Source organism: Formosa sp. F44 (genome assembly GCF_056238645.1).
In genome coordinates this window covers 317721-337959 of sequence record NZ_JBWDLJ010000004.1, presented here as the reverse complement: position 1 = coordinate 337959, position 20239 = coordinate 317721, and the positions used below count along the sequence as shown (strand labels likewise).

13 protein-coding genes are annotated in these 20239 nt (G+C 34.8%); 3 read left to right on the top strand and 10 right to left on the bottom strand.

The window, feature by feature from the left end:
• Positions 1-336: 336 nt before the first annotated feature.
• The 9 genes from AC0UBM_RS14245 to AC0UBM_RS14205 all read right to left on the bottom strand — a co-directional run bounded on the left by AC0UBM_RS14245 (position 337) and on the right by AC0UBM_RS14205 (position 12979).
• Positions 337-1230, bottom strand: a complete 894-nt coding sequence (locus AC0UBM_RS14245; protein WP_475689048.1) for a TlpA family protein disulfide reductase — start codon at positions 1228-1230, stop codon at positions 337-339.
• Between the two features lie 2 nt (positions 1231-1232).
• Positions 1233-1679: a PH domain-containing protein gene (locus tag AC0UBM_RS14240; RefSeq protein ID WP_475689047.1), complete on the bottom strand. Its 447-nt coding sequence runs from the start codon at positions 1677-1679 to the stop codon at positions 1233-1235.
• 265 nt (positions 1680-1944) lie between these two features.
• A complete protein-coding gene (locus AC0UBM_RS14235; RefSeq protein WP_434035547.1) occupies positions 1945-2541 on the bottom strand; it encodes a magnetosome magnetite crystal formation protein family in 597 nt (198 codons plus the stop codon).
• A gap of 177 nt (positions 2542-2718) precedes the next feature.
• On the bottom strand, positions 2719-3726 hold the full coding sequence (locus AC0UBM_RS14230; protein ID WP_475689046.1) for a glycoside hydrolase family 3 C-terminal domain-containing protein: 1008 nt from the start codon (positions 3724-3726) through the stop codon (positions 2719-2721).
• Positions 3723-4790 carry a glycoside hydrolase family 3 protein gene (locus AC0UBM_RS14225; protein ID WP_475689045.1) on the bottom strand — a complete coding sequence of 356 codons (1068 nt, stop codon included), beginning with the start codon at positions 4788-4790 and terminating at the stop codon, positions 3723-3725. The genes AC0UBM_RS14230 and AC0UBM_RS14225 overlap by 4 nt, the downstream gene beginning before the upstream one ends.
• Before the next feature lie 36 nt (positions 4791-4826).
• Entirely contained in the window at positions 4827-5696 is an 870-nt protein-coding gene (locus tag AC0UBM_RS14220) for a hypothetical protein (protein ID WP_475689044.1), read from the bottom strand.
• A 9-nt stretch (positions 5697-5705) separates the two neighbouring features.
• Positions 5706-6923, bottom strand: a complete 1218-nt coding sequence (locus AC0UBM_RS14215) for a glycoside hydrolase family 88 protein (RefSeq protein ID WP_475689043.1) — start codon at positions 6921-6923, stop codon at positions 5706-5708.
• 153 nt (positions 6924-7076) lie between these two features.
• Complete coding sequence (locus tag AC0UBM_RS14210) at positions 7077-11252, bottom strand: hybrid sensor histidine kinase/response regulator (protein ID WP_475689042.1); 4176 nt, start codon at positions 11250-11252, stop codon at positions 7077-7079.
• 548 nt (positions 11253-11800) lie between these two features.
• Complete coding sequence (locus tag AC0UBM_RS14205; protein WP_475689041.1) at positions 11801-12979, bottom strand: response regulator; 1179 nt, start codon at positions 12977-12979, stop codon at positions 11801-11803.
• A 169-nt stretch (positions 12980-13148) separates the two neighbouring features.
• Between AC0UBM_RS14205 and AC0UBM_RS14200 the strand changes: the two genes are divergently transcribed.
• Genes AC0UBM_RS14200 through AC0UBM_RS14190 form a run of 3 tightly spaced genes read left to right on the top strand, consistent with a single transcriptional unit; the run spans position 13149 to position 18966 of the window.
• On the top strand, positions 13149-16238 hold the full coding sequence (locus tag AC0UBM_RS14200; protein WP_475689040.1) for a hypothetical protein: 3090 nt from the start codon (positions 13149-13151) through the stop codon (positions 16236-16238).
• Positions 16238-17455 carry a hypothetical protein gene (locus AC0UBM_RS14195; RefSeq protein WP_475689039.1) on the top strand — a complete coding sequence of 406 codons (1218 nt, stop codon included), beginning with the start codon at positions 16238-16240 and terminating at the stop codon, positions 17453-17455. Before AC0UBM_RS14200 ends, AC0UBM_RS14195 begins: the two co-directional genes overlap by 1 nt.
• Positions 17449-18966 carry a glycoside hydrolase family 2 TIM barrel-domain containing protein gene (locus tag AC0UBM_RS14190; protein WP_475689038.1) on the top strand — a complete coding sequence of 506 codons (1518 nt, stop codon included), beginning with the start codon at positions 17449-17451 and terminating at the stop codon, positions 18964-18966. The genes AC0UBM_RS14195 and AC0UBM_RS14190 overlap by 7 nt, the downstream gene beginning before the upstream one ends.
• Here AC0UBM_RS14190 and AC0UBM_RS14185 read toward each other — a convergent pair.
• On the bottom strand, positions 18956-20173 hold the full coding sequence (locus AC0UBM_RS14185; protein WP_475689037.1) for a glycosyltransferase: 1218 nt from the start codon (positions 20171-20173) through the stop codon (positions 18956-18958). The genes AC0UBM_RS14190 and AC0UBM_RS14185 overlap by 11 nt on opposite strands.
• Positions 20174-20239 lie beyond the last annotated feature (66 nt).

Below are 20239 nucleotides of genomic sequence, written 5' to 3'. Positions count from 1 at the left end.
TGGGTAAAATGATTCATGAGATTTATACTCACAACTACAAACATAAAAACGAATACTATTACCATTCAAAACATCTTTTAGACCGCTTTTATTTCTGCGTACAGCAATATCGTTTTTTTATTTTTTTTTGAATATAAACTATAGTTCTTAAGCTATAAATTATGGGTATTTATTCCATCAATGCTTCACCCTAAACAGCTCAAAAGGTATTGAAGTCAATTACATGGATATTCTATAAAAAGAAAAAGCCTAGAAATAAATCTAAGCTTTATATAAAATTGTCCCCATTAGAATGCGTCAATTTATGGTGTATTTACTAAATAATATCTGCAAAAATTAGTTTAGAACGTCATCTATTGTTTGTTCTAATCTCTTAATATTATCCTCACTATATCCTTTGATAATCTCTATAACTTCTTGATCTTGATTTATAATTACATGTGTGGGATATGAAGAAATCACATAATCATCTCCGTCGATTACTACAATGTCATACAAAAACGGATGTTTAGGAAGGAAACTGTTTTTTAATGTTTCGTTTGTCGTCGTAATAGCAGGTGCAATAAATTTAACGTTCTCACCACTAAATTTTTCTACCAATTTATTGAGTTCAGGGATCTCTTTCACACAGGGAGCGCACCACGTTCCCCAGAAATTTAAGACCACGACTTTACCTTTTAAGGATTCCGACGAAATTTCAGTTTCATTAATATCCTTGAATTTGAATGGTGAAATAATTTCTCCGATCTCATAATTGATGCGTTTACCAAACTTAGGATCTAAGCTCTCGGCTAAAGCATGATCTAGAGTTGGGATAATTTCTAACAACTGACTAAACTTCATTTTTTCACTAAAAGGTTGAGTAAACGACCACTTTTTACCATCTTCGGAAACTCCAATAGTATAACTCTTACCGCTCTTGAAATTAATATGAAATAACGCTTGATATTGATTTTCTGATTTGGCTAGTTTTAAAAGTCCTACAAGTTTGATGGTGTCGGTATCTTGCTTTAAAATGCGCTCCCACGTTTCGGTAAATTTTTCTTTGTATGTATTCTCATTTCCATAATATACAGGTAATAGATAGTCTACATACTTTGAGATATCCCTCATATTATAAAACGCAATCATCTCGTTAACTTGTTTGGTCGCAGAAGCGTGAACATCTACTTGTCCGAATGAAGCATGCGTAAATAACAGAATTAAAAGGCTAAATGTTAGTTTTTTCATGTTCATAGTGTTGTATTCGCTTTTTCATTTAACCTGTTTTCTATATTCGGGTTTATTTTGGTGAGCTCCTTTGCAAATTGAATTTTATTCTTTGGAGAAATGACTATAACATCAAATTTACCGTAAGCTAGTTCTATCCTGTCCATTGAAGGTGCTGGTGATGAAATCAAATTATTAGATTTACGAATAGACTTGATTTTATTTATATCGAACGATTTATTATACATAAAACCACATTTAACATTCAAAATCCCGTGATCATGAATCGTGTATGCTGTCGAAAAATGGAGATATAGAAAAAAACTTAATACTAATAAATGGATTCCACCCAAAGACAGAATTTCTTCTATAGGTTCGTTTTGGTAAATCATAAACCCATTAATGGAAAGGAACAACACCACTAGAAATCCAACTAGCCTATATCCGAATTCTGATTTATATATTTTCATTGCTTTTGTTTAATTGTCCTAAATAATATTTTATGTTCATTTTTTTCATTGATAAAAAAATCCTTCGACTTCGCTCTGGATAAACCAAGCCAAAAAAATCTAGGCTAACGGACTTTTATCTAAATTTTCGACAGGCCAACCCAAAAAATAAAATACAACTTATATCGAAAAAGGACCTCCCTCGGCACAAGTCATTCTATAAAGTCAGCACGGGCAAATCTTAAAAAAAAAGAGTTTAATCGTTTAGGACTCTATTTTAAATCACTTATTTTATTAGCCTAATTAAATTCGGATAAAAATTTCCTATTTTTCCTTTTCTAATTTTTACAGCAAACCATATTGGCAATATTATGTTTATGCCATAAAGAACGCCCCAAGCATATAAGGATAATAAAAAATTCCCTGGTCCGATATCTAAATGACTAATTTTCAAAAAAGTACCAATTATTAAGGTTGTAGACGCAAAAAACGTCCAAACTATCTGAAAATTCAATAGGTTTGCTCCCATCTCTTTCAGTCCATTTATTTTATCTTTCTTAGTCATCCATAAAATAAAAGGAATAATAATATTTCCACTGGGAATAATTATACCTGTTAAAACAGATAAGTGAAAATAAATTAGATAGTTCGTGTCGATATGCTTCCCATAGTCGAGTATATCTTCTGCATGTATGTCTAAAGCTTTACAAATTAAATGCAATGTTTTTCCTCTAGGTTCACTTTCGTTATTTTCAATCCGTTGAACGGTTCTCAAATTAACGGTTGCATATTCTGCCAATTCTTCTTGAGACAGTCCCTTTTTCTTTCTTATTTCCTTAATTTTTCTTCCGATTTCGTTCATTGTTAATTTTGAATTATTCATGTAACAAAACTACTTACGAATCTAACGTTTTGATAACGGTTTACTTGCGACATTTCTACGACATTCATGCCTAGAGGCCCATTTTGTTATGTTTTTTTTAATTAGTGACATCATCTATCTTAACAATCAATCTACCATTTACTCAACTTCATTATTCATGCCTGAAGCACTACATTTTTACAACACGTTAATACGCTCTCTTAAATGAATATCTACAGACGAGCTTCCCACCATAATTTCAAAATTTCCAGGCTCTACAGTCCAATTCATATTAATATCTAAAATCTCTAAATCTTCTGGATGTAAAATAAAATGAACGGTTTTTGTTTCGCCAGGTTTAAGAGCAACACGATCGAAACCACGTAATTGAGATTCGTAAGTAGTAACGCTACTCACCTCATCTTTTAAATACAACTGAACAACCTCGTCTCCAGCGCGTTTCCCTGTGTTCTTCACTTTAAAAGACACGTCTATATCGCTTTGCGATTGTTTTGTTTTCTGATTTACAACTAAATCACTGTATTCAAACGTCGTGTAACTTAGTCCGTAACCAAATGGGTACAACGGACCTAAAACACGTGTGTTTCCGTAGCCATTAGGCCCTGCACCTGGTTGCCCAGCTTGCGATCCTGGTTTGTAAGGAAAATTCAACGGGATTTGTCCAACAGATTTTGGAAAGGTCACCGTTAGTTTTCCCCCAGGATTATAATCTCCAAATAACGTTTCGGCAATGACTTCTCCCGCTGCCGTACTTGGAAACCAAGCTTCTAAAATAGCTGGTAAAAACTTATTTTCCCAGTTAATAGTAAGTGGCTGACCGTTAATTAAGACTAAAACTACAGGTTTTCCTGTAGCATACAATGCTTGGACGAGTTGAAATTGGCGTCCCGGCAGTCCCAAACTGGTTCGCGATTTGGTTTCTCCCACACGCTTTTCATCTTCACCAACTACAGCTATAATAATGTCCGATTTTTTGGCTTGCTCAACGGCCTTAGCAATACTTGCTTCTTCTGATGCCGAAAGTGGCGTTGGAATAATCTCACTTCCTGGCCAATCCGGATCTACAATATCACAGCCTTTAACGTAATGGACTTCCGCTTTATCTTTTGCGTAATTTTTTATGCCTTGATATACGGATGTTGATGGATTATCTGCTGGACCATAACGACTATACGTAAAACTCACCTCGTCGGCCGTCTCACTGCTTCTTTATAGTTTTCGGCAACATGATGCTTTTCAGAGACATATTCCACCGCTTCACTATCCGATACCACATAGCCATTAAATCCATATTGTTCTCTAAGTAAATCAGTTAAAAAATAAGAACTTGCTGTTACTGGCACACCATCATAATCGTTATAACTACTCATAATCCCCATAGGTTTCGCTTCCTGAATAACGCGTTTAAATGGATATAAATGCAACTGATGCATTTCTCGAGGTGCGACATGCGGATCCGTTCTAGCATCGCCATCTCTAGCGCCTTTTGGCACACTATATACCGCAAAATGTTTAAGCGTTGCAGCCACACCTTGCGATTGTACGCCTAGTGTCATTTGTTTTCCCATTTCGGCGATATGAAAAGGTTCTTCGCCATAACACTCTAACACTCTTCCCCAACGCTGATCTCTAGCAACATCTAAAATAGGTGCATAAATATTGGTGTAGCCTAAAGCCTTAGCTTCTCGACCAACAATGGTTCCCGCTTTATAAACCAAATCTGTATTCCACGTACTTCCAATACCTATTGGTGCTGGAAGTGGCGTTGCCTTTTTATGACATAATCCATGAACGCCTTCGTTGGTAAAATCGACAGGAATTCCTAAACGTGTTTCTTCTATAAACCACTTCTGAACCGTATTTATAGCCTCGGCATGCGTGCTATATGGAAAAGAATACGAGGTATGTGTTTTCTCTTGATTCCAAATGGTATTTAAATGCTCGTCGATATTAGCGATGCCATCTTTCCAAACGCGATGCTTCCAATTTGCTGTTGGTAATTCATCTTCAAGAACACGCGCAAAACCATACAAGGTCGTTAGCTGACATGTTTTCTCGTTTACATTCATCAAGGAGATGAGATTAGACACACGATCGTCGATATGGGCTTTTGGATCTTCGTAGACATCCTTTACGCCATTCTTATTAAAATCGATCCAATCTTTATGATATATTTTTGGACCTTCTGTTTTGAATGATGACAACAAAAACATACTGGACAAAAGAACTACTGTGGCTTTAAACTTCATGGTTTATTTTAATGTTTTAGCAATACGCAATTACATTTATTTTACTGGATTTTCTATGATTGCTTTTGCATCTTCCGGATTTGTTTTTTGCGTTCCGGTTAGTAAATAAATAATCATTCCCGCATCTGAAGGGTCAAAATCTCCTTTTTTAATACAGGTTAATTGTCGGCTATACAACCAATCTAGTTGCTTTTTGGCTTCTGCAGACTGTTCTCGGATTGGTGATGTTTTAATCCAATCGAATCTTTCGATAGGTGCTTTCATACCATCATAATCGTCACCGCCATTCTGATTGGCAATTCTATCGCAAATCAAACCTTTAGATTCAAAACTAGATTTTATTTCGTTCCAAGTCCACCCCGAATGTTGCTCCCACTTATTTGGTTTATCGGCATGATTATCGTTCCAACTATGATGAGAAATTATACGTACAAACTTTAATTTAGATTCATCGGCTTTTGCAAGAGCCCTGCCCACCACTTGCATTGGTCCAGCGGCTATTATAGTTAATGGATCTTCTTTTTTAGATCTGTTTATTTCCTTCACTACTGCTTGAATTGCTTTTGTAGAATCTGCTACAGCTTCAATAAAATGAGTTTGATTAAAATGAAATATTTTCTGTCCTTCTAAGGCACTAATCTGCATCTCTTTTTGTGCATTTTTGTAATCGTGATTGCTTCCCCAAATATGATCGCTGAACGTGTACAAAGTTAAACGATCTTGCAAACCCTTTGCTGCCAATAAGGCCAATGAAAAAGGTGTTGCCGCCCAATCGTCGTGATCATGCTCGTTTCCGTCTGAACTTATTACAATACGTCCCGTAGTAAAAGGTACGGTTTGAGCGTAAAATTTTGTTGGAATATTCCAAATCATATAAAAAACAAGAAGAGTCTTAATAAATTTCATAACAAAAGGTTATTTAGTTAATGCCAAGTGATTTGGATTTTCCAATTTTTCTAATCGCAGTAAGGCTTCCATGAAATAATAATCGGCATAAATTATAGGCTCGTCTATTTCTGTACCTTTAGGATGATGCCCTGTAGAATGTAATAATAAGGCGTTATTAGCATCGCCACTTAAATAGTTTTTAGAGGATAAAGCCGTAATAAATCGCTTCGCTTCCTGTCTGTATTTGTCCTGCAACTTATTATCTTTAACAAGCTCTGCCAATTCTAATAAGCCACAAGCGGCAACAGCGGCGGCAGAAGCATCTTTTGGAGCGTTAGGAATAGCTGGATCATCGAAATCCCAATATGGCACACCATCTTTGGGTAAACGCTTTAAATAATGTTCTGTAAGCTTAATGGATGTTTCTAAAAAATCTGTTCGTCCTGTTTCTCTATAAGCAACGGCAAATCCGTAAATGCCCCAGGTTTGCCCGCGTGCCCACATAGACTCATCTGCATAGCCTTGATGTGTTACACCACGAATAAATTGACCTGTTTTATCGTCGAATGAACCTAAATGATACACTGCGCTATCTGGTCGTACCAAATTATTCATAGTTACTTCGGCATGACTTAGGGCGATATAGTATAGTTTTTTATTTCCACCATTTTTAGCCGCCCAAAAAAGAAGCTCCAAATTCATCATATTATCTACAATGGTATTGTGCAGGTATTCTTGTTTACTTGGCCATGAGTGAATAGATCCAACAATGGGATTATATAACGTTGCTAAAGTATCTGCGGCGGCGAGCATAATATCCTTATATGCTTCATTTCCTGTTAAACGATAACCGTTTCCAAAACTACAGTACACCTGAAATCCGATATCATGATCTTCGGCTTCAGTATATGCTATTGTTTTTATAGAAGCTGTATATTTTTCGGCGGCAGTTTTTACTTCGGCATCTCCTGTATATTCATAAGTATACCATAAAATGCCAGGCCAAAAGCCGCTACACCAATCTCGAACACCAACCAATCTCCAATCCTTTTCACCTTTTACAATATGTCTTGGAAAACTATCGGTTGTTTTTAATGCCTTTAAGGCTTCGTTTATTTTAATGACACTTTGGTCCAGAACAATTTCTGAATTGGTCTTAACCGTAATTTCCTTTTTTTCGGCACCACAACCTAGTAGAAGTATGGAAATTAAACTACAGCTTAACAGATGTTTTGATAACTTCATAAATTCTTTTTAAAATGATATATTCCTTCTTATTCGAAATGAAAAAGACCTATACAATTATAAAAAGACTTTAGGATTAAGCATATAAGCTATGAATCAATTACCATAACTTAATGCCCAAATAAAGGATTTGTCCATATAAAAAGAGAAGACTTACTCTTGTTCTGATTCCTTTTTATGATGTTCGATATACTCACTTGGCGTCATCTCATACAATTCACGGAAGGTTTTACCAAAATATGCAGCGGAGTTAAAACCAGACATATGTGTAACTTCTTTAATAGTGTACACGTCTTTAATTAACAATTCTGACGCATATTTTAAACGTATTGTGCGAATAAAATTACTTGGGTTTTGACCTGTTATAGATTGGATTTTTCTGTAAAACTGAGAACGCCCAATACCTATTTCTTTTAATAGATGTTCTAATTTAAAATCGGTATCGCTAATATTATCTAAAATTACTTTTGTTGTTTTCTCTAAAAATGCCTCATCTATAGAGTTTGTAGTCGCCTCATTCGGTGTAATTACCGCACCCAATTTCGAGAATTTTTCACGTATAACACGTTTCGCTTCTAACAAGTTATCTATTCTAGCTTTTAACACATTTATATTAAATGGTTTTCCTAAATAACCATCGGCTCCAGTTTTATAGCCTTCAATTCTATCCTCTTCTAAAGCACGTGCTGTTAGTAAAATAACCGGTATATGGCAAGTTTCAAATTCTGATTTAATGTGTTTACACAATTCAAATCCATCCATTTTAGGCATCATAACATCACTAACCACAATATCTGGGTAATATTTCTGAACTTTTGTTAAGCCCTCTTCTCCGTTTACAGCATCTATAATTTTATAGAATCCGTGGAGCTCATTTTTTAAATGATCACGTAATTCCTTATTATCTTCTACCACTAAAACAGTTGGTAATTTATCTGTATTTACGTCGCTTTCCTTCATAGATGATTCCGAAATATCATCTGAAATAAGCATATCATACTCGATAGATTTCATGGAATTTATTAAGAATTCATCTTTTACAGCAGTGATTTCACTAGTTTCTGCCGTTTTATTAATAGGAATTCTCACCACAAATTTACTTCCTTGGTTAATCTCGCTTTCAACAAAAATTTCTCCGCCATGAAGCTCTACTAACCCTTTAGTAAAGTTTAATCCTATTCCGGTTCCCGTTTTATTAACATCGACATTATAGAATCTAGAGAATATTTTATTAAGTTGTTCCTTATCTAAGCCAATACCAGTATCTTCAACTATAATTTCGACAAAAGAAGACATCTTCTTCTTATTCTGCCCGATTTTACTGGCATATTTATTTTTTTCTGAAACCTGATTTACCGACACTTTAATTTCACCACCGTTATTGGTGAATTTTATGGCATTAGAAATTAAATTGGTTAAGATTTTTTCAATTTTATCGAAATCGAAGAATGTTATTAAGTGATCGGAATTAGAAGTAAAAGAATAGTCTATATTCTTTTTTGAAACTAAGCCTTTAAACAACGAGAAGATATCGTTACTAAACTTTATAATATCGCCTTTTTGCACTTGTAAAGGTGCCATTCCGACTTCCATTTTACGATAATCTAGCAACTGATTAACAAGATATAATAAGCGCCTTGCACTTCTTTGGATGGATAATGCCGACGTCTTAACCAATTCTGGGTCGTTATAACCCGCCACTAATTTATCTAACGGGTTTAAGATTAAAGTTAATGGTGTTCTAAATTCATGAGATACATTTATAAAGAACTCTAGCTTCATTTGATCGAACTCGTGTTCCTTCTCTGAATTAATTCTGTTTTTATAATATTTCTTGAAGTATAAAAATCCAACGACTCCAACAACTAGATACAGAAGATAAGCATACCAGGTTTTCCATGGTGGTGAATTTAGGTTGAAATTTACAGAGGTTACCGGCGCATCTTCCCACTCGTCGTTAGTAGATGCTTTAACTTTAAAGGTATAATTGCCAGGCTGTAAATTAGAAAAATTAACAACTCTATTGGTTCCTGCTTCAATATAGTCTTCGTCCAGCCCTTCCATTTTGTAAGCATACTTAACCTGCTCCTGATTTTGAAAATGAAGTGCAATAAAATCGAACGATAAATTGGTCTGGTTATAATTAAGCACAATATTACCTGCTTCGGTAATTGGAGATTTTAAAACAAATTTGTTATTAACCGTATCGCCAACATTAATCGCTTTGTTATTAATCTTAAGGGCTGTTATCTTAGGTTTTAATTTTTCCGTTGGGTTTATAAAAATATCATTAGGCTTAAAAATATTAAACCCATTAATCCCTCCAACAACAATACGACCATCGCGTGTTCTTTCAATAGCCTTACTCTGGTATTCCATGCCCTGAATACCATCGTGCGTATTAAAATTCTTAAATGTTTTAGTTTCAGAACTAAAAAACGACAAACCACTACGCGTTGTAATCCAGAAATCCTTATTTAAATCTTCTATAATTCCCGTCACCAAATTGTTTGGCAAACCATCTTGCGTAAAATACGATTCTAAAAGCTTAAGGTCTTGGTCTAGTTTAAAGACACCAATATCTGTACCCAGCCAAATATTATCTGAACTATCTAGTGTAATATCATTAATCCGATTACCTATAATTCCGTTGATATTTACCTCTTTAAACGTAATCTGTTCTGGAATACCGTCGCCTAAATCGTCTAGATCGATATAATTTAACCCTAAAGACGTCCCTACTAAAAGGCGATTATTAGAATCTATTAATAATGAAAACACAAAATTACTTAGTAAGCCACTTTGCCTATCATTTCCTATTTTATAATGATGAAAAATTTCATTTTTACGATCGAAAAGGTCTAAACCTTCGTCTCTTAAACCTAACCAAACGCGACGATTTTCATCTTCTATACCTGTCCAAACCGAGTTTTGTCCGATGGTATTGTCGTTAGAATCCTTATGAAGAAAACGTTTAAACAACTTGGTTTCTGGATCGAATTTACTAACCCCTCCATCTAATGTACACACCCAAATAGCGCCATCGCGATCTTCGAACGTGTAAAGCATTTTATTAGAACTTAAAGACGTTGCATCGTTTGGTTTAAAACCGTAAGCCGTGAATGAATTATCTTCCTCGTTAAAATAATTTAATCCGCCATTATACGCCCCTAGCCATATTCGTCCTTTAGAATCTTGCAAAATAGATTGAACAATTTTCTCGTTTAAACCATTCTCTCGTCCTTCCTGATAATAATAATGACCAAAACTAGATTTTTTAAGATCCAGTTTACTCACACCTTCGTTGTAAGTAGATAACCAAAACACGCCGTTAGAATCTTCTATAACGTCTGAAACCTGATTTCCAGGAAGAGAAAACGGATCTGAAGGATTGTTCTTAATCTGATTTAAATGGTCGTTAATTTTATCGTATATAAAAATACCTGAACCGTCTGTAACAATCCATATCATCCCTGAAGAATCCTGATAAATACTATAAAAAGGTACTCTCTGTTCTGAAAGAGAAATTTTCTTAAACGTATTTGTATCTTTATTCCACAGCACGATGTTGGAAATGTCGTTTCCAATCCAGAAATCATTATCCGCATCGATAAATAAGCGTTTTGGAATGTGGTTTAATTCATATGGCGAATCGCTTTCAATTAATATACGCTCGAAAGTATCCGATTCCGGATTGTATTTATTAAGATGTTGCCCACTGGTTTCAATCCAAATTACACCATCGTTATCCTTTTCAATAATATTTATATTATCGTTATCTAAGCTATTTTCATTTTCAGGGCTGAAAGTGTAATGTGTAGGTTTTAAATTTTTGACATTATAAGTATTTTCATGCAATGGGAGTTTTACCAAACCATGGCTAGTTCCCACCCACAATGTATTCTTACTTTCGTCGTATAGCAGTGTGTTTATAATCTTTTTGGGATTATACGAATTGATAGGCTGATCGTATAATGTGACGTGCTTAAAGACCTTGGTGTATTTATTGAAAATATTTAGACCATTGTTAGTCCCAATCCACAAATGTCCATTTTTATCTTCCTGAATAACATTAATTCTGTTATTACTTATAGATGTAGAATCGTTTAATATGGGTCTAAAAATCTCGAATTCGTACCCATTATATTTATTTAAACCATCGATGGTTCCGAACCACAGAAATCCTTCACTATCTTGAAACACCTCTAAACAGGTACTACTGGACAATCCTTCTTCTGTATTTAAGTTCTCGAACTTAAGATTGTTAAACTGTCCAAAACTGAAATTACAGCAAAAAAATAAAATTAAAAGGGTTAAATTCTTATTCATCTTATGCTTTTCTATCAATTCTGCAATAATACTAAATTTAAGCAAAAGATAATTTGAGATAGAACTATTTCTTTTATAAAATTCAGTAAGAATTTATTAAAATTCGCCTAAATACGCATTAGACAAACTTGGTAATCAAAGTCTTAATTAAGAAAAAATGTATGTATACTCTTTTGAAAAATAAATAATTATAAATAGAGTCATTACCTTACAAAACGTGATGTAAGCTCTAGAGATATTTTTAAATTATCGCGCCACAATTCTATTAAAAAATAGATTAATTATAAAGCGTATAAAACGTATAATGAACAAAAAAAATCTCAGATTAATAATTAATCTGAGATTTTTAAAACGAATACAGTTATGAGGTAAGGCCAGGAGATAGCACCGCCACAGATAAAATAGTGACGTCCCCAATACTGTATCGTCCGACAATCTTTGAGTGAATACAAGTAATCTTGACTCTTTAGGTTCGACATTAAGATATCGCCACTAAAACAACTACTCATCCTCTATTCAAAATCATGTCTATCTATATAACTTAGGGATTATGTGGTTTGCAATACTGTTTCTTTGGAGCTAGGATTTTTAACTTTTCGATATACCCAAGCTATTTCTCCCAATTGAAATATTATTTTCGCAGAATCTTTCATAGATAATTTAGAACCATCGGCATGAATCCAACGTTTAAGAGGTTGTTCGCAAAGCATAGTCTTGGCTTGTTTTAATCCGAAATGCTGACTTATACGTTTAAAGATTTCGACATCGAAAATCCATTGCGTAACAAACTTTTTTCCGAAGGCAATATTTATAACATCTTTTCTAAAGATTTTTGCTCCACATTGGGTGTCTTTAAAATCCATTTTTAAAATGGTTCTGATGATGAAATTAATGCTTAAACTAATTATTTTCCGTGCAGATTCCTTGGTAATATTTGCGCCCATTCTAGAAATTCGAGAGCCACTAACTATTTTAAAATCGGAGGTTTCGATGGTTTTTACTAAATCATCAAAATCGGCTAAATCTGTAGACAAATCAGCATCTAAAAAACCGATATAATCTAAATCTGCTTTCTTCGCCATATGTAGCATGCCTAAGCGTACCGCTTCTGCTTTTCCGCCATTCTTCTCGCAATCGTATACCGTAATAAAATCCTCTCTACCTTTTTGAAGATTATAAAGCACTTCTAAAGTTTTATCTTTACTCCCATCGTTTACAAAACATAAATGATACCCAGAATGTTTATCTATATAACTAATAAATTCTTCACTCAATAAACGCTCTTCTTCATTATAACACGGGATAACAACACCAACACAACGTTCCTGAATAACAACATGGCTTGCAGACACCATACTTTGCACTTCCGGAGCACCAATTAAGCGCTTTACACGTGCACTTATTTCGTTAAGACTCAGCGGTTTTTTCATATAATCGTTAATCCCTAAGTCGAAACCTTCTGTAATCGTATCGTCTGTTGTATTTCCAGACAAGACCATTATAGGCGTTTCTGATCTATTAGATTGTCTTATATGTTTTACAATATCCAACCCTGAAACAAACGGCATATTAACATCTACAATAACCAAATCTGGATTAAAGGTATTATAAGCAGTTATACCTTTTTGTCCATCGACTTCTATCCGTACCTCATAACCTAATTCGGATAAGCGCTTTTGTAAAGGAAGTAAAACGAGCTGTTGATCGTCTATGGCTAAAATCTTCATAATACCTGATTTTATTGGTTTAGTTACTTCAAAAGTACTTTAGAAGCGCGTCGTAAAAATCTAATTTAGTTTAACCTACCTCCTTATATCGACGAATGGCGGATTGCTGTAGATGATTAAAAAAGAAAGCCCTACTTAATTTATTTATCTTTACAGAACTGATAATTCAATGAAAGAAACCTCAAACAAATACTTAATCGTCGCAATCCTATTAGGACTTGCATTTCATGGTAGTGCCATATTTTTTACTTTGGAAACCACATACGATGCTTTAATACATCTGTTTTTTGCAGATCATTATGCACAAAGTTGGTTTGAACCTTGGAATTATAAATGGTATACCGGATTTACCGTACAAAGCTATCCGCCTTTAGTACATCAATCTATAGCGTTATTATCTTTGATTGGAGGCTTAAAGTTTGGAATGTTTAGCGTGGCACTAATAGCCATTGTCTTATTTATTACGGGAGTTTATCGTTTTTCCTTAATGATGACTGCCAACAAAACAGTAGCTGGTTATGCCACTATTTTAGCCGTATTTTCATCTTCCTTTATAGAAACCCTTCATATATTTGGCCAATTACCCAGTATTATTGGTGTCTCTGTATTAATGCATGCCTTACCAGAAATTTACCTGTGGCTAAAAACAGGTAAACGCTGGTACTTGGCCACCTCGCTATCTTTAATTGCGGTCACTGTAACCTCACACCATGTCACCCCTATTTTTGGAATGATATTTTTTATATTCCCATTAATAGGTATGGTTATTATGGACGTCTCTCGCGAGCAGGTTGACAGTATGAAAAAAGTGACGTTTAAATTGTTTTTAAACAGTTTTTTCAAGCTGTTTAAACGCATTTTAAGTTTTGGGCTATTTTCGCTTGTGGTAATTATAGGATGTATACTGCCGTATTGGTTAAACTCGAAAGCAAACCCCATAACGCAGGTACCTATTCCGCACGGATCGCGAGACAATTTTCTAGAAGTGACATCGTCTGGATTGGTTTTCTTTTTAATTCCTTGGGGTATTTTACTAGTAATATTGCCTTATATATTTTACAGATATTATAGCAAGCGCTATTTGTTTTTTGGCTTGTCGGTTACCATTTGCACCATATTAGGTACAGGTGGAACTACATCTATTCCGTTAAAAATGTTAGGCGAGACAGCCTTTAATATTTTAACTTTAGATAGGTTTACGCTTTGGGCTTCCATATTATCTATCCCGATAATGGGTGAATTTGCCTATCGTTTTGTTGAAGGTGATTTAAAAACGCTAATCCAATCAAAATTTGGAGCCGTTTACCACAGAATTATTGGTGGAATACTTGCTGGTCTTATGGTATTTATGGTGATTTTTACTATGAGCTTAAACTATTTCAGACCTTCGCAACCACAGAAAATAAAAATGCTTCCTATTGTGAATTTCTTAAACCAAGACGATCACGATAAATGGCGTTTTTTAACGCTTGGTTTTGGCGACCAAATGGCTTGGTTAAGTGCTCAAACCAATGCCATGACCGTCGATGGCAATTACCATTCGGCCCGACGTCTTCCAGAATTAACCACACGCCCAATAGAACGTTTAGAAAATTCCAAATTTAAAGGCGTTGCCGGGATCGGTTCCTTACAGCAATTTTTAACTACCCCAGAAAAATACAATCTCAAATATATTTTTTCTAACGATAAGTTTTACGATCCTATTTTATATTTCTGCGGATGGCAACGTTTACGGCAGTTAGAAAATGGAATTATGGTTTGGGAGCGTTTAAACATTCCGCCGGTATCCTCTATTTTACCCAAGGAAGATGTCGCGAAATGGTTAAAAATTCACTGGGGCATTGTTCCTTTTTTAACCGTTTTGGTAGCCTTTGTGTTAAACATACAGATGTTCTGGGTAAACATGTTAAAAACGCGCTTTAAACCTTTACCCGATTTTTTAAAATATCCAGTTGCCTATACAAATTTTAACAGGACAGTATTACGTATTACCCATGTGTGGTCCCTATTACTCGCAGTTATGGTTTGTTACGGTATTTATATGTTTTATTTAAAAAATGATACGCAACGCAGTCCTGAACATGCCATTATCGCATATTATGATGCCCTCGATTTTAAAAATTTTGAAAAAGCGCACAGTCTAATCGATCCCGAAAATGACATGCCAATTGCACAATATATGTTGGAAATATCGGTTACCGACGGCTTGCTTAGTAGTTATGCGAAAATGGATGCCATTACAGCTGAAATTACCACGCTAAACGATAGTACCGTATCTGCGAAAGTGATTACGCAATGGATAACACCTCTCGAAAAAATTGAAAAAGTAGATTATAAGTCCTTATCCAAACATAAAGGCAAATGGTACATTCAGGCAGACGATTTAAATCACGATCTGCCACCAGATCAATTGTATTCAGATCGCGCTATAACCTATTTCAATCAGGGACGGCGCCGTATTACCACAGAGCAAACCCATCATGAAGATATATTAAAACAACCCGTTTTAGAAGTCGTTTCGGCAAAATTGGTACATCACAACGGGAGTTATGCTATTATTGGTGAAATACAAAATATAGATAATGTTCCTGCAGATGTGGTTTTAAAAGGAACGCTATACAATAACGCAAATACACAACTGGCCACATACAATGCCAAGTACCACGTTAAACATAAATTAATGCCTAAAGAATCGAGTAGTTTCCGGATTAATTTTGAAGGCATTGCTTGGTCTAAAACTCAAGATTCTATTCCCGAAACTTTTAATCCCGATGAATTTACACCTGTAGTTTTTGATGAGCAACCTACTAAATTTAACTTGCAAGTCGCAGGAAATGTCACCGGATCCGATTTGTATAAAAAAGGTGTACTAAGCGCGCTAACTATTAATAAAGAAACCATACATGGTAATTTGTTTAACAGTGGCGCTCAAGAAATAACAATACCTCAACTATTAATCACGTATTACGACGCGAATAAGACTATGGTTTGGGTAGATCATCTATTTTTAAAAGCAGGTATTAGGCAACAGCGAAAACAAGATTTTGAATATCAGTTATTAAAAGCGGGATCCTCAGAAATTATAAATACAGATATGTCTAATATTTTTGTAAATGGTTTACCCAATGCAGATATAGCTTCTAAAATTGTTTCTGAAAGAATTAATAATCATAATAACGAACATTTACAACCTATTAATCATCCAGATTTTAATTATATTAAAATAGAATTAAACACCTATCTAGGCAACCCAAATTAATGCTTTTGAAACGAACATACATATTCTTTTTAGGACTGATTTTATTATCATCGTTCGCTGTAGCACAAGAACATGCCACAGATACTGCAATAGATAAAATAACAGCAACAACCGAGTATGAAGTTGGCACACCCGTGATTTTAGAATTCACAGCTTCGGCAGAAAAAAAACCATTACTTTATTGTACAAGCAGTTTTGGATCAACTTTAGTGTCTTCTACATATAGCAACAATACACTTCAATATAAAATTCCAGAAAACATATGCAATAAAATTGGAGTTGTAAACTGGACATTAGTAGACGGTACACATTCCATTTCTGGGCATTTCAATATAACTCCTAAGGCGGAAGTCGCCAAGATGGAAACTTATATCGGACCGCCAAGTATAGAAGCTGGTGGCACAGATTACGCTATGCTAGTAATTATTCCAACGGACTCGTTAGACAATCCAGTACCAGAAAACACGTTAGTAAACACAAAATATCAGTTTTTAGATACAGAAGTGCAAGAGCCTATTTTTACAAAAAACATAATTGCATATAAAAACATATATTCTAAAAAAGAAAGCGGACGCTTACTAGTGGCTTCAGAAAGTTTAGGTGTAAACAGTAAAGAATTTACCCTAAATGTCTGGGCAGCCATTCCCACAGCATTCACCATTTCTGCCACGCGCCCCCATGCCTATGCCGATGGCAATCAGATTACAACCTTTAGCACCTCGATACTAAAAGACAAGTACGGCAATGTGGTTAGCGATGGGACTTATGTTACCTTTTTTATTACCAACAGCGCAGGAAATATTCTTAAAACAATAGGGACTACCATTTCAGGGATAGCACTTGCTAAGATGATTCATCCAGATTTTCAAGATCAATGGCAGATTAGGGCTACTGTAGATGGCATGTCCGAAAGTCAGTTGCTTACATTAGACTACAAGCCTGTCATCGAAGATTTCGAAGTTACTTTTTCAAATCATAATCGCGATATTGTAGTTGGTCCATTACAGAGCTTTATGCAACAAATGATTCCCGACGGTTTACAGGTAGATCTTTTAATTTATAAAGACAATACGCTTGTGCACCGCGTAACTAAAACATCTTTTAATGGCTATGTTAACTTTCATTTAAAGCCTGCAATCTATGCCGACCAAACCTATACCTTCCGTATTGAAACCGCTGGAATAGGCAAAACATTTAATGATAAAAAACTATGGTAGGTCTTAATAAAAACATTCTCCGATCCATTATAATCCTCTCCTATATTATGATTACTGCCTTAATACTTTCTGGCATAAGCGCCCTTTTTAGTTATCTAAATACTGGTGCCGACAGAAGTAGCATGCTACATACCGAAATACAAAAGGTAGCACAATACACGCCAAAACTTACTTGGACACCGATACAAAACGAAGGCCGACACATGGATAACCAAAATCTAACAGCCTTACAATACGATTATTTAGATGCTTGGTACGTTAAACACATTGCTTATAAAACCAATAAAACAGCCGGTATAAAAGATTATTATACAGACAGTGCTAGAACGCATCTATACGATTTTATAGCGTTAAATAAAGCCGAAAACGTTACGATTGAAGCCACCACATTAAGCCATAATCCAACCTTAGACTTTTTTAGTGAAGACGGCCAATTGGCAGTAATAACAGATAGAGATGTCGTAGAATATAAACGCGTTTTTAAAGACTTTAAACTTGTTTTAGAAACCACTGAAACGGCTACCTATAAAATTGTATTTTTATTAGAAGATGGCTTTTGGCGAATTCGCCATTTGGTTAAGGAAAATCAAGCTACTTTTAAAGCAGAAACATCCAAAGTTGAAACAAAAAATCTGAGTATTAAAGGCATTAATTATTATCCCAAAGACACGCCATGGAATATGTTTGGCGACGAATTTTCTAGAGAGATAATTGCAAATGATTTTAAAATTATAAAACAGGCCGGTTTAAATACCGTAAGACTATTTGTGCAATATGCAGATTTTGGTAAAGCAGAGGTAAAACCTGAAAAACTAGAAAAATTAAAACAGACGCTAGATCTTGCCGAGACAGCACATTTAAAAGTAGTGCTCACTTTATTTGATTTTTATGGCGACTATTCCGTATTAGATTGGTCATTAAACCAAAGGCACGCCAGCATTATAGTGAATACCTTTAAAAATCACAATGCCATTGTTGCTTGGGATATTAAAAACGAACCTAATCTGGATTTTGAATCGAGAGGAAAATCTAATGTGGTAGCTTGGTTAGATGCCATGATCCATGTAGTAAAGTCTACAGACACCATACACCCTGTAACTATTGGTTGGTCTAATGTAGCGAGCGCTTCAATTTTAAAAGATAAAGTAGATCTCGTATCGTTTCATTATTACGAAGATTTAGATGCATTAGATCAAGCTATAAAAACATTAAAGAAAAAAATTCCTAATAAGAAATTGGTATTACAAGAATATGGTATATCCTCTTATAATGGGATTTGGAAACCTTTCGGATCTTCGGAAGAAGATCAAGCAAATTACCATAAAAAGATTCAAGATATTATTGCTAAAAACGACTTAGAGTTTATTTCTTGGACGCTTTACGACTTTACAGAAATACCAAAGGAAGTCGTTGGACGACTTCCTTGGAGAAAAAATATTCAGGAACATTTTGGGTTTATTAGGCAGAATGGGGACCGCAAACCTGCTTTTAAACACATGGCTAAACCATAATGTTTTCTTTTTCTTTATTTTTTACTACATACTTTTTTTCAATTATAGTTTTAAAGGTATCTAAATACATCTCTGCAATCTTAGACATAGGATGTGCCGTTGCCGCCTTGTAATTCATTTCTCCCAACCCGATTCTATAACTGCTATTGGTTACTATAACTTCAATTGCATTTGCTAAACTTTCTACACTAGTCGGATCAAAAAACTCACCTTCATATCCTTCATCTTGAACCAATAGCGCTAAGTCACCTAAATCTGGCATAACCACAGCCTTTCCATAACTTCCTGCTTGATGCAGAACTCCAGAGCTTCCCGTTGTTGCTGTATAGGGAAAGACTACAACGGCACTTTCATTAAATAATTTTGCAACTTCGTCTTCTTCAACATAACCCGTAAATCTCACATTAGACAGGTGTTTATAAGCCTCTTTTACTTGGTCTAAGTAACCAGGAACATTGGGATTATCTGTTCCTGCAATAACAACTTCTAAATCTAAATTGGTTCTTTCTCTTACCAATTCTACAGCTTCAATCATCCCTTCTACTTTCTTATAGGTTCCAAATTTTCCAAAGGTCATTATTTGCATAGGACCTTCCGGCAGACTATAATTAGGGGCTTCAGGGGTTTCGAAAGTACCGTGTGGTATTAATTTAATATTTGTAGATAAGTATTTAACTTCTAAGATATCAACATATTTTTGCATGGTTACAGCAACCATATCGGCTTGTAGAATTAATTTAGTTAACCTAGTCCCTATCGCACCATACATTTTTTGCATGATTTTATTTGATGTAAAACCTGCTCGTCCCAAATCTACTTCTTCTAATATATTATGAAGCAGTACTATACTAGGAATCTTTTTTAACTTACAAACTAAAGGTAGCATAAGTCCTAAGGCAGCCGGAATTTTCTTGTCGCCAAACTTCATAAACTGTAAATTAAACAATACTCCATCTGGCTGCGTTGCATTAATAGCTTTAGTAACCGTAATTAGGTTGGTATAACTATTAAACTCCCAACATGATTTAACAGTGATCTTACAACCTTCTTCGGTAAATTCTAAATCCTTTTCACCTTCAGTTTTATCCGTTAACAATATCAGCTCAGTAACCATTTGTTTTTGTCTAAATTGTTTTACTAAATGAAAAGCATATTCATTTAAGGTTACTTTACTTGGGGGATACGCAGTTACTATTGCTAATTTCATTTGATGAGTTAATTTTAATTGTAGTACAAATTTGAGTTTAATCTGTATATAAATTGTCTATTTACT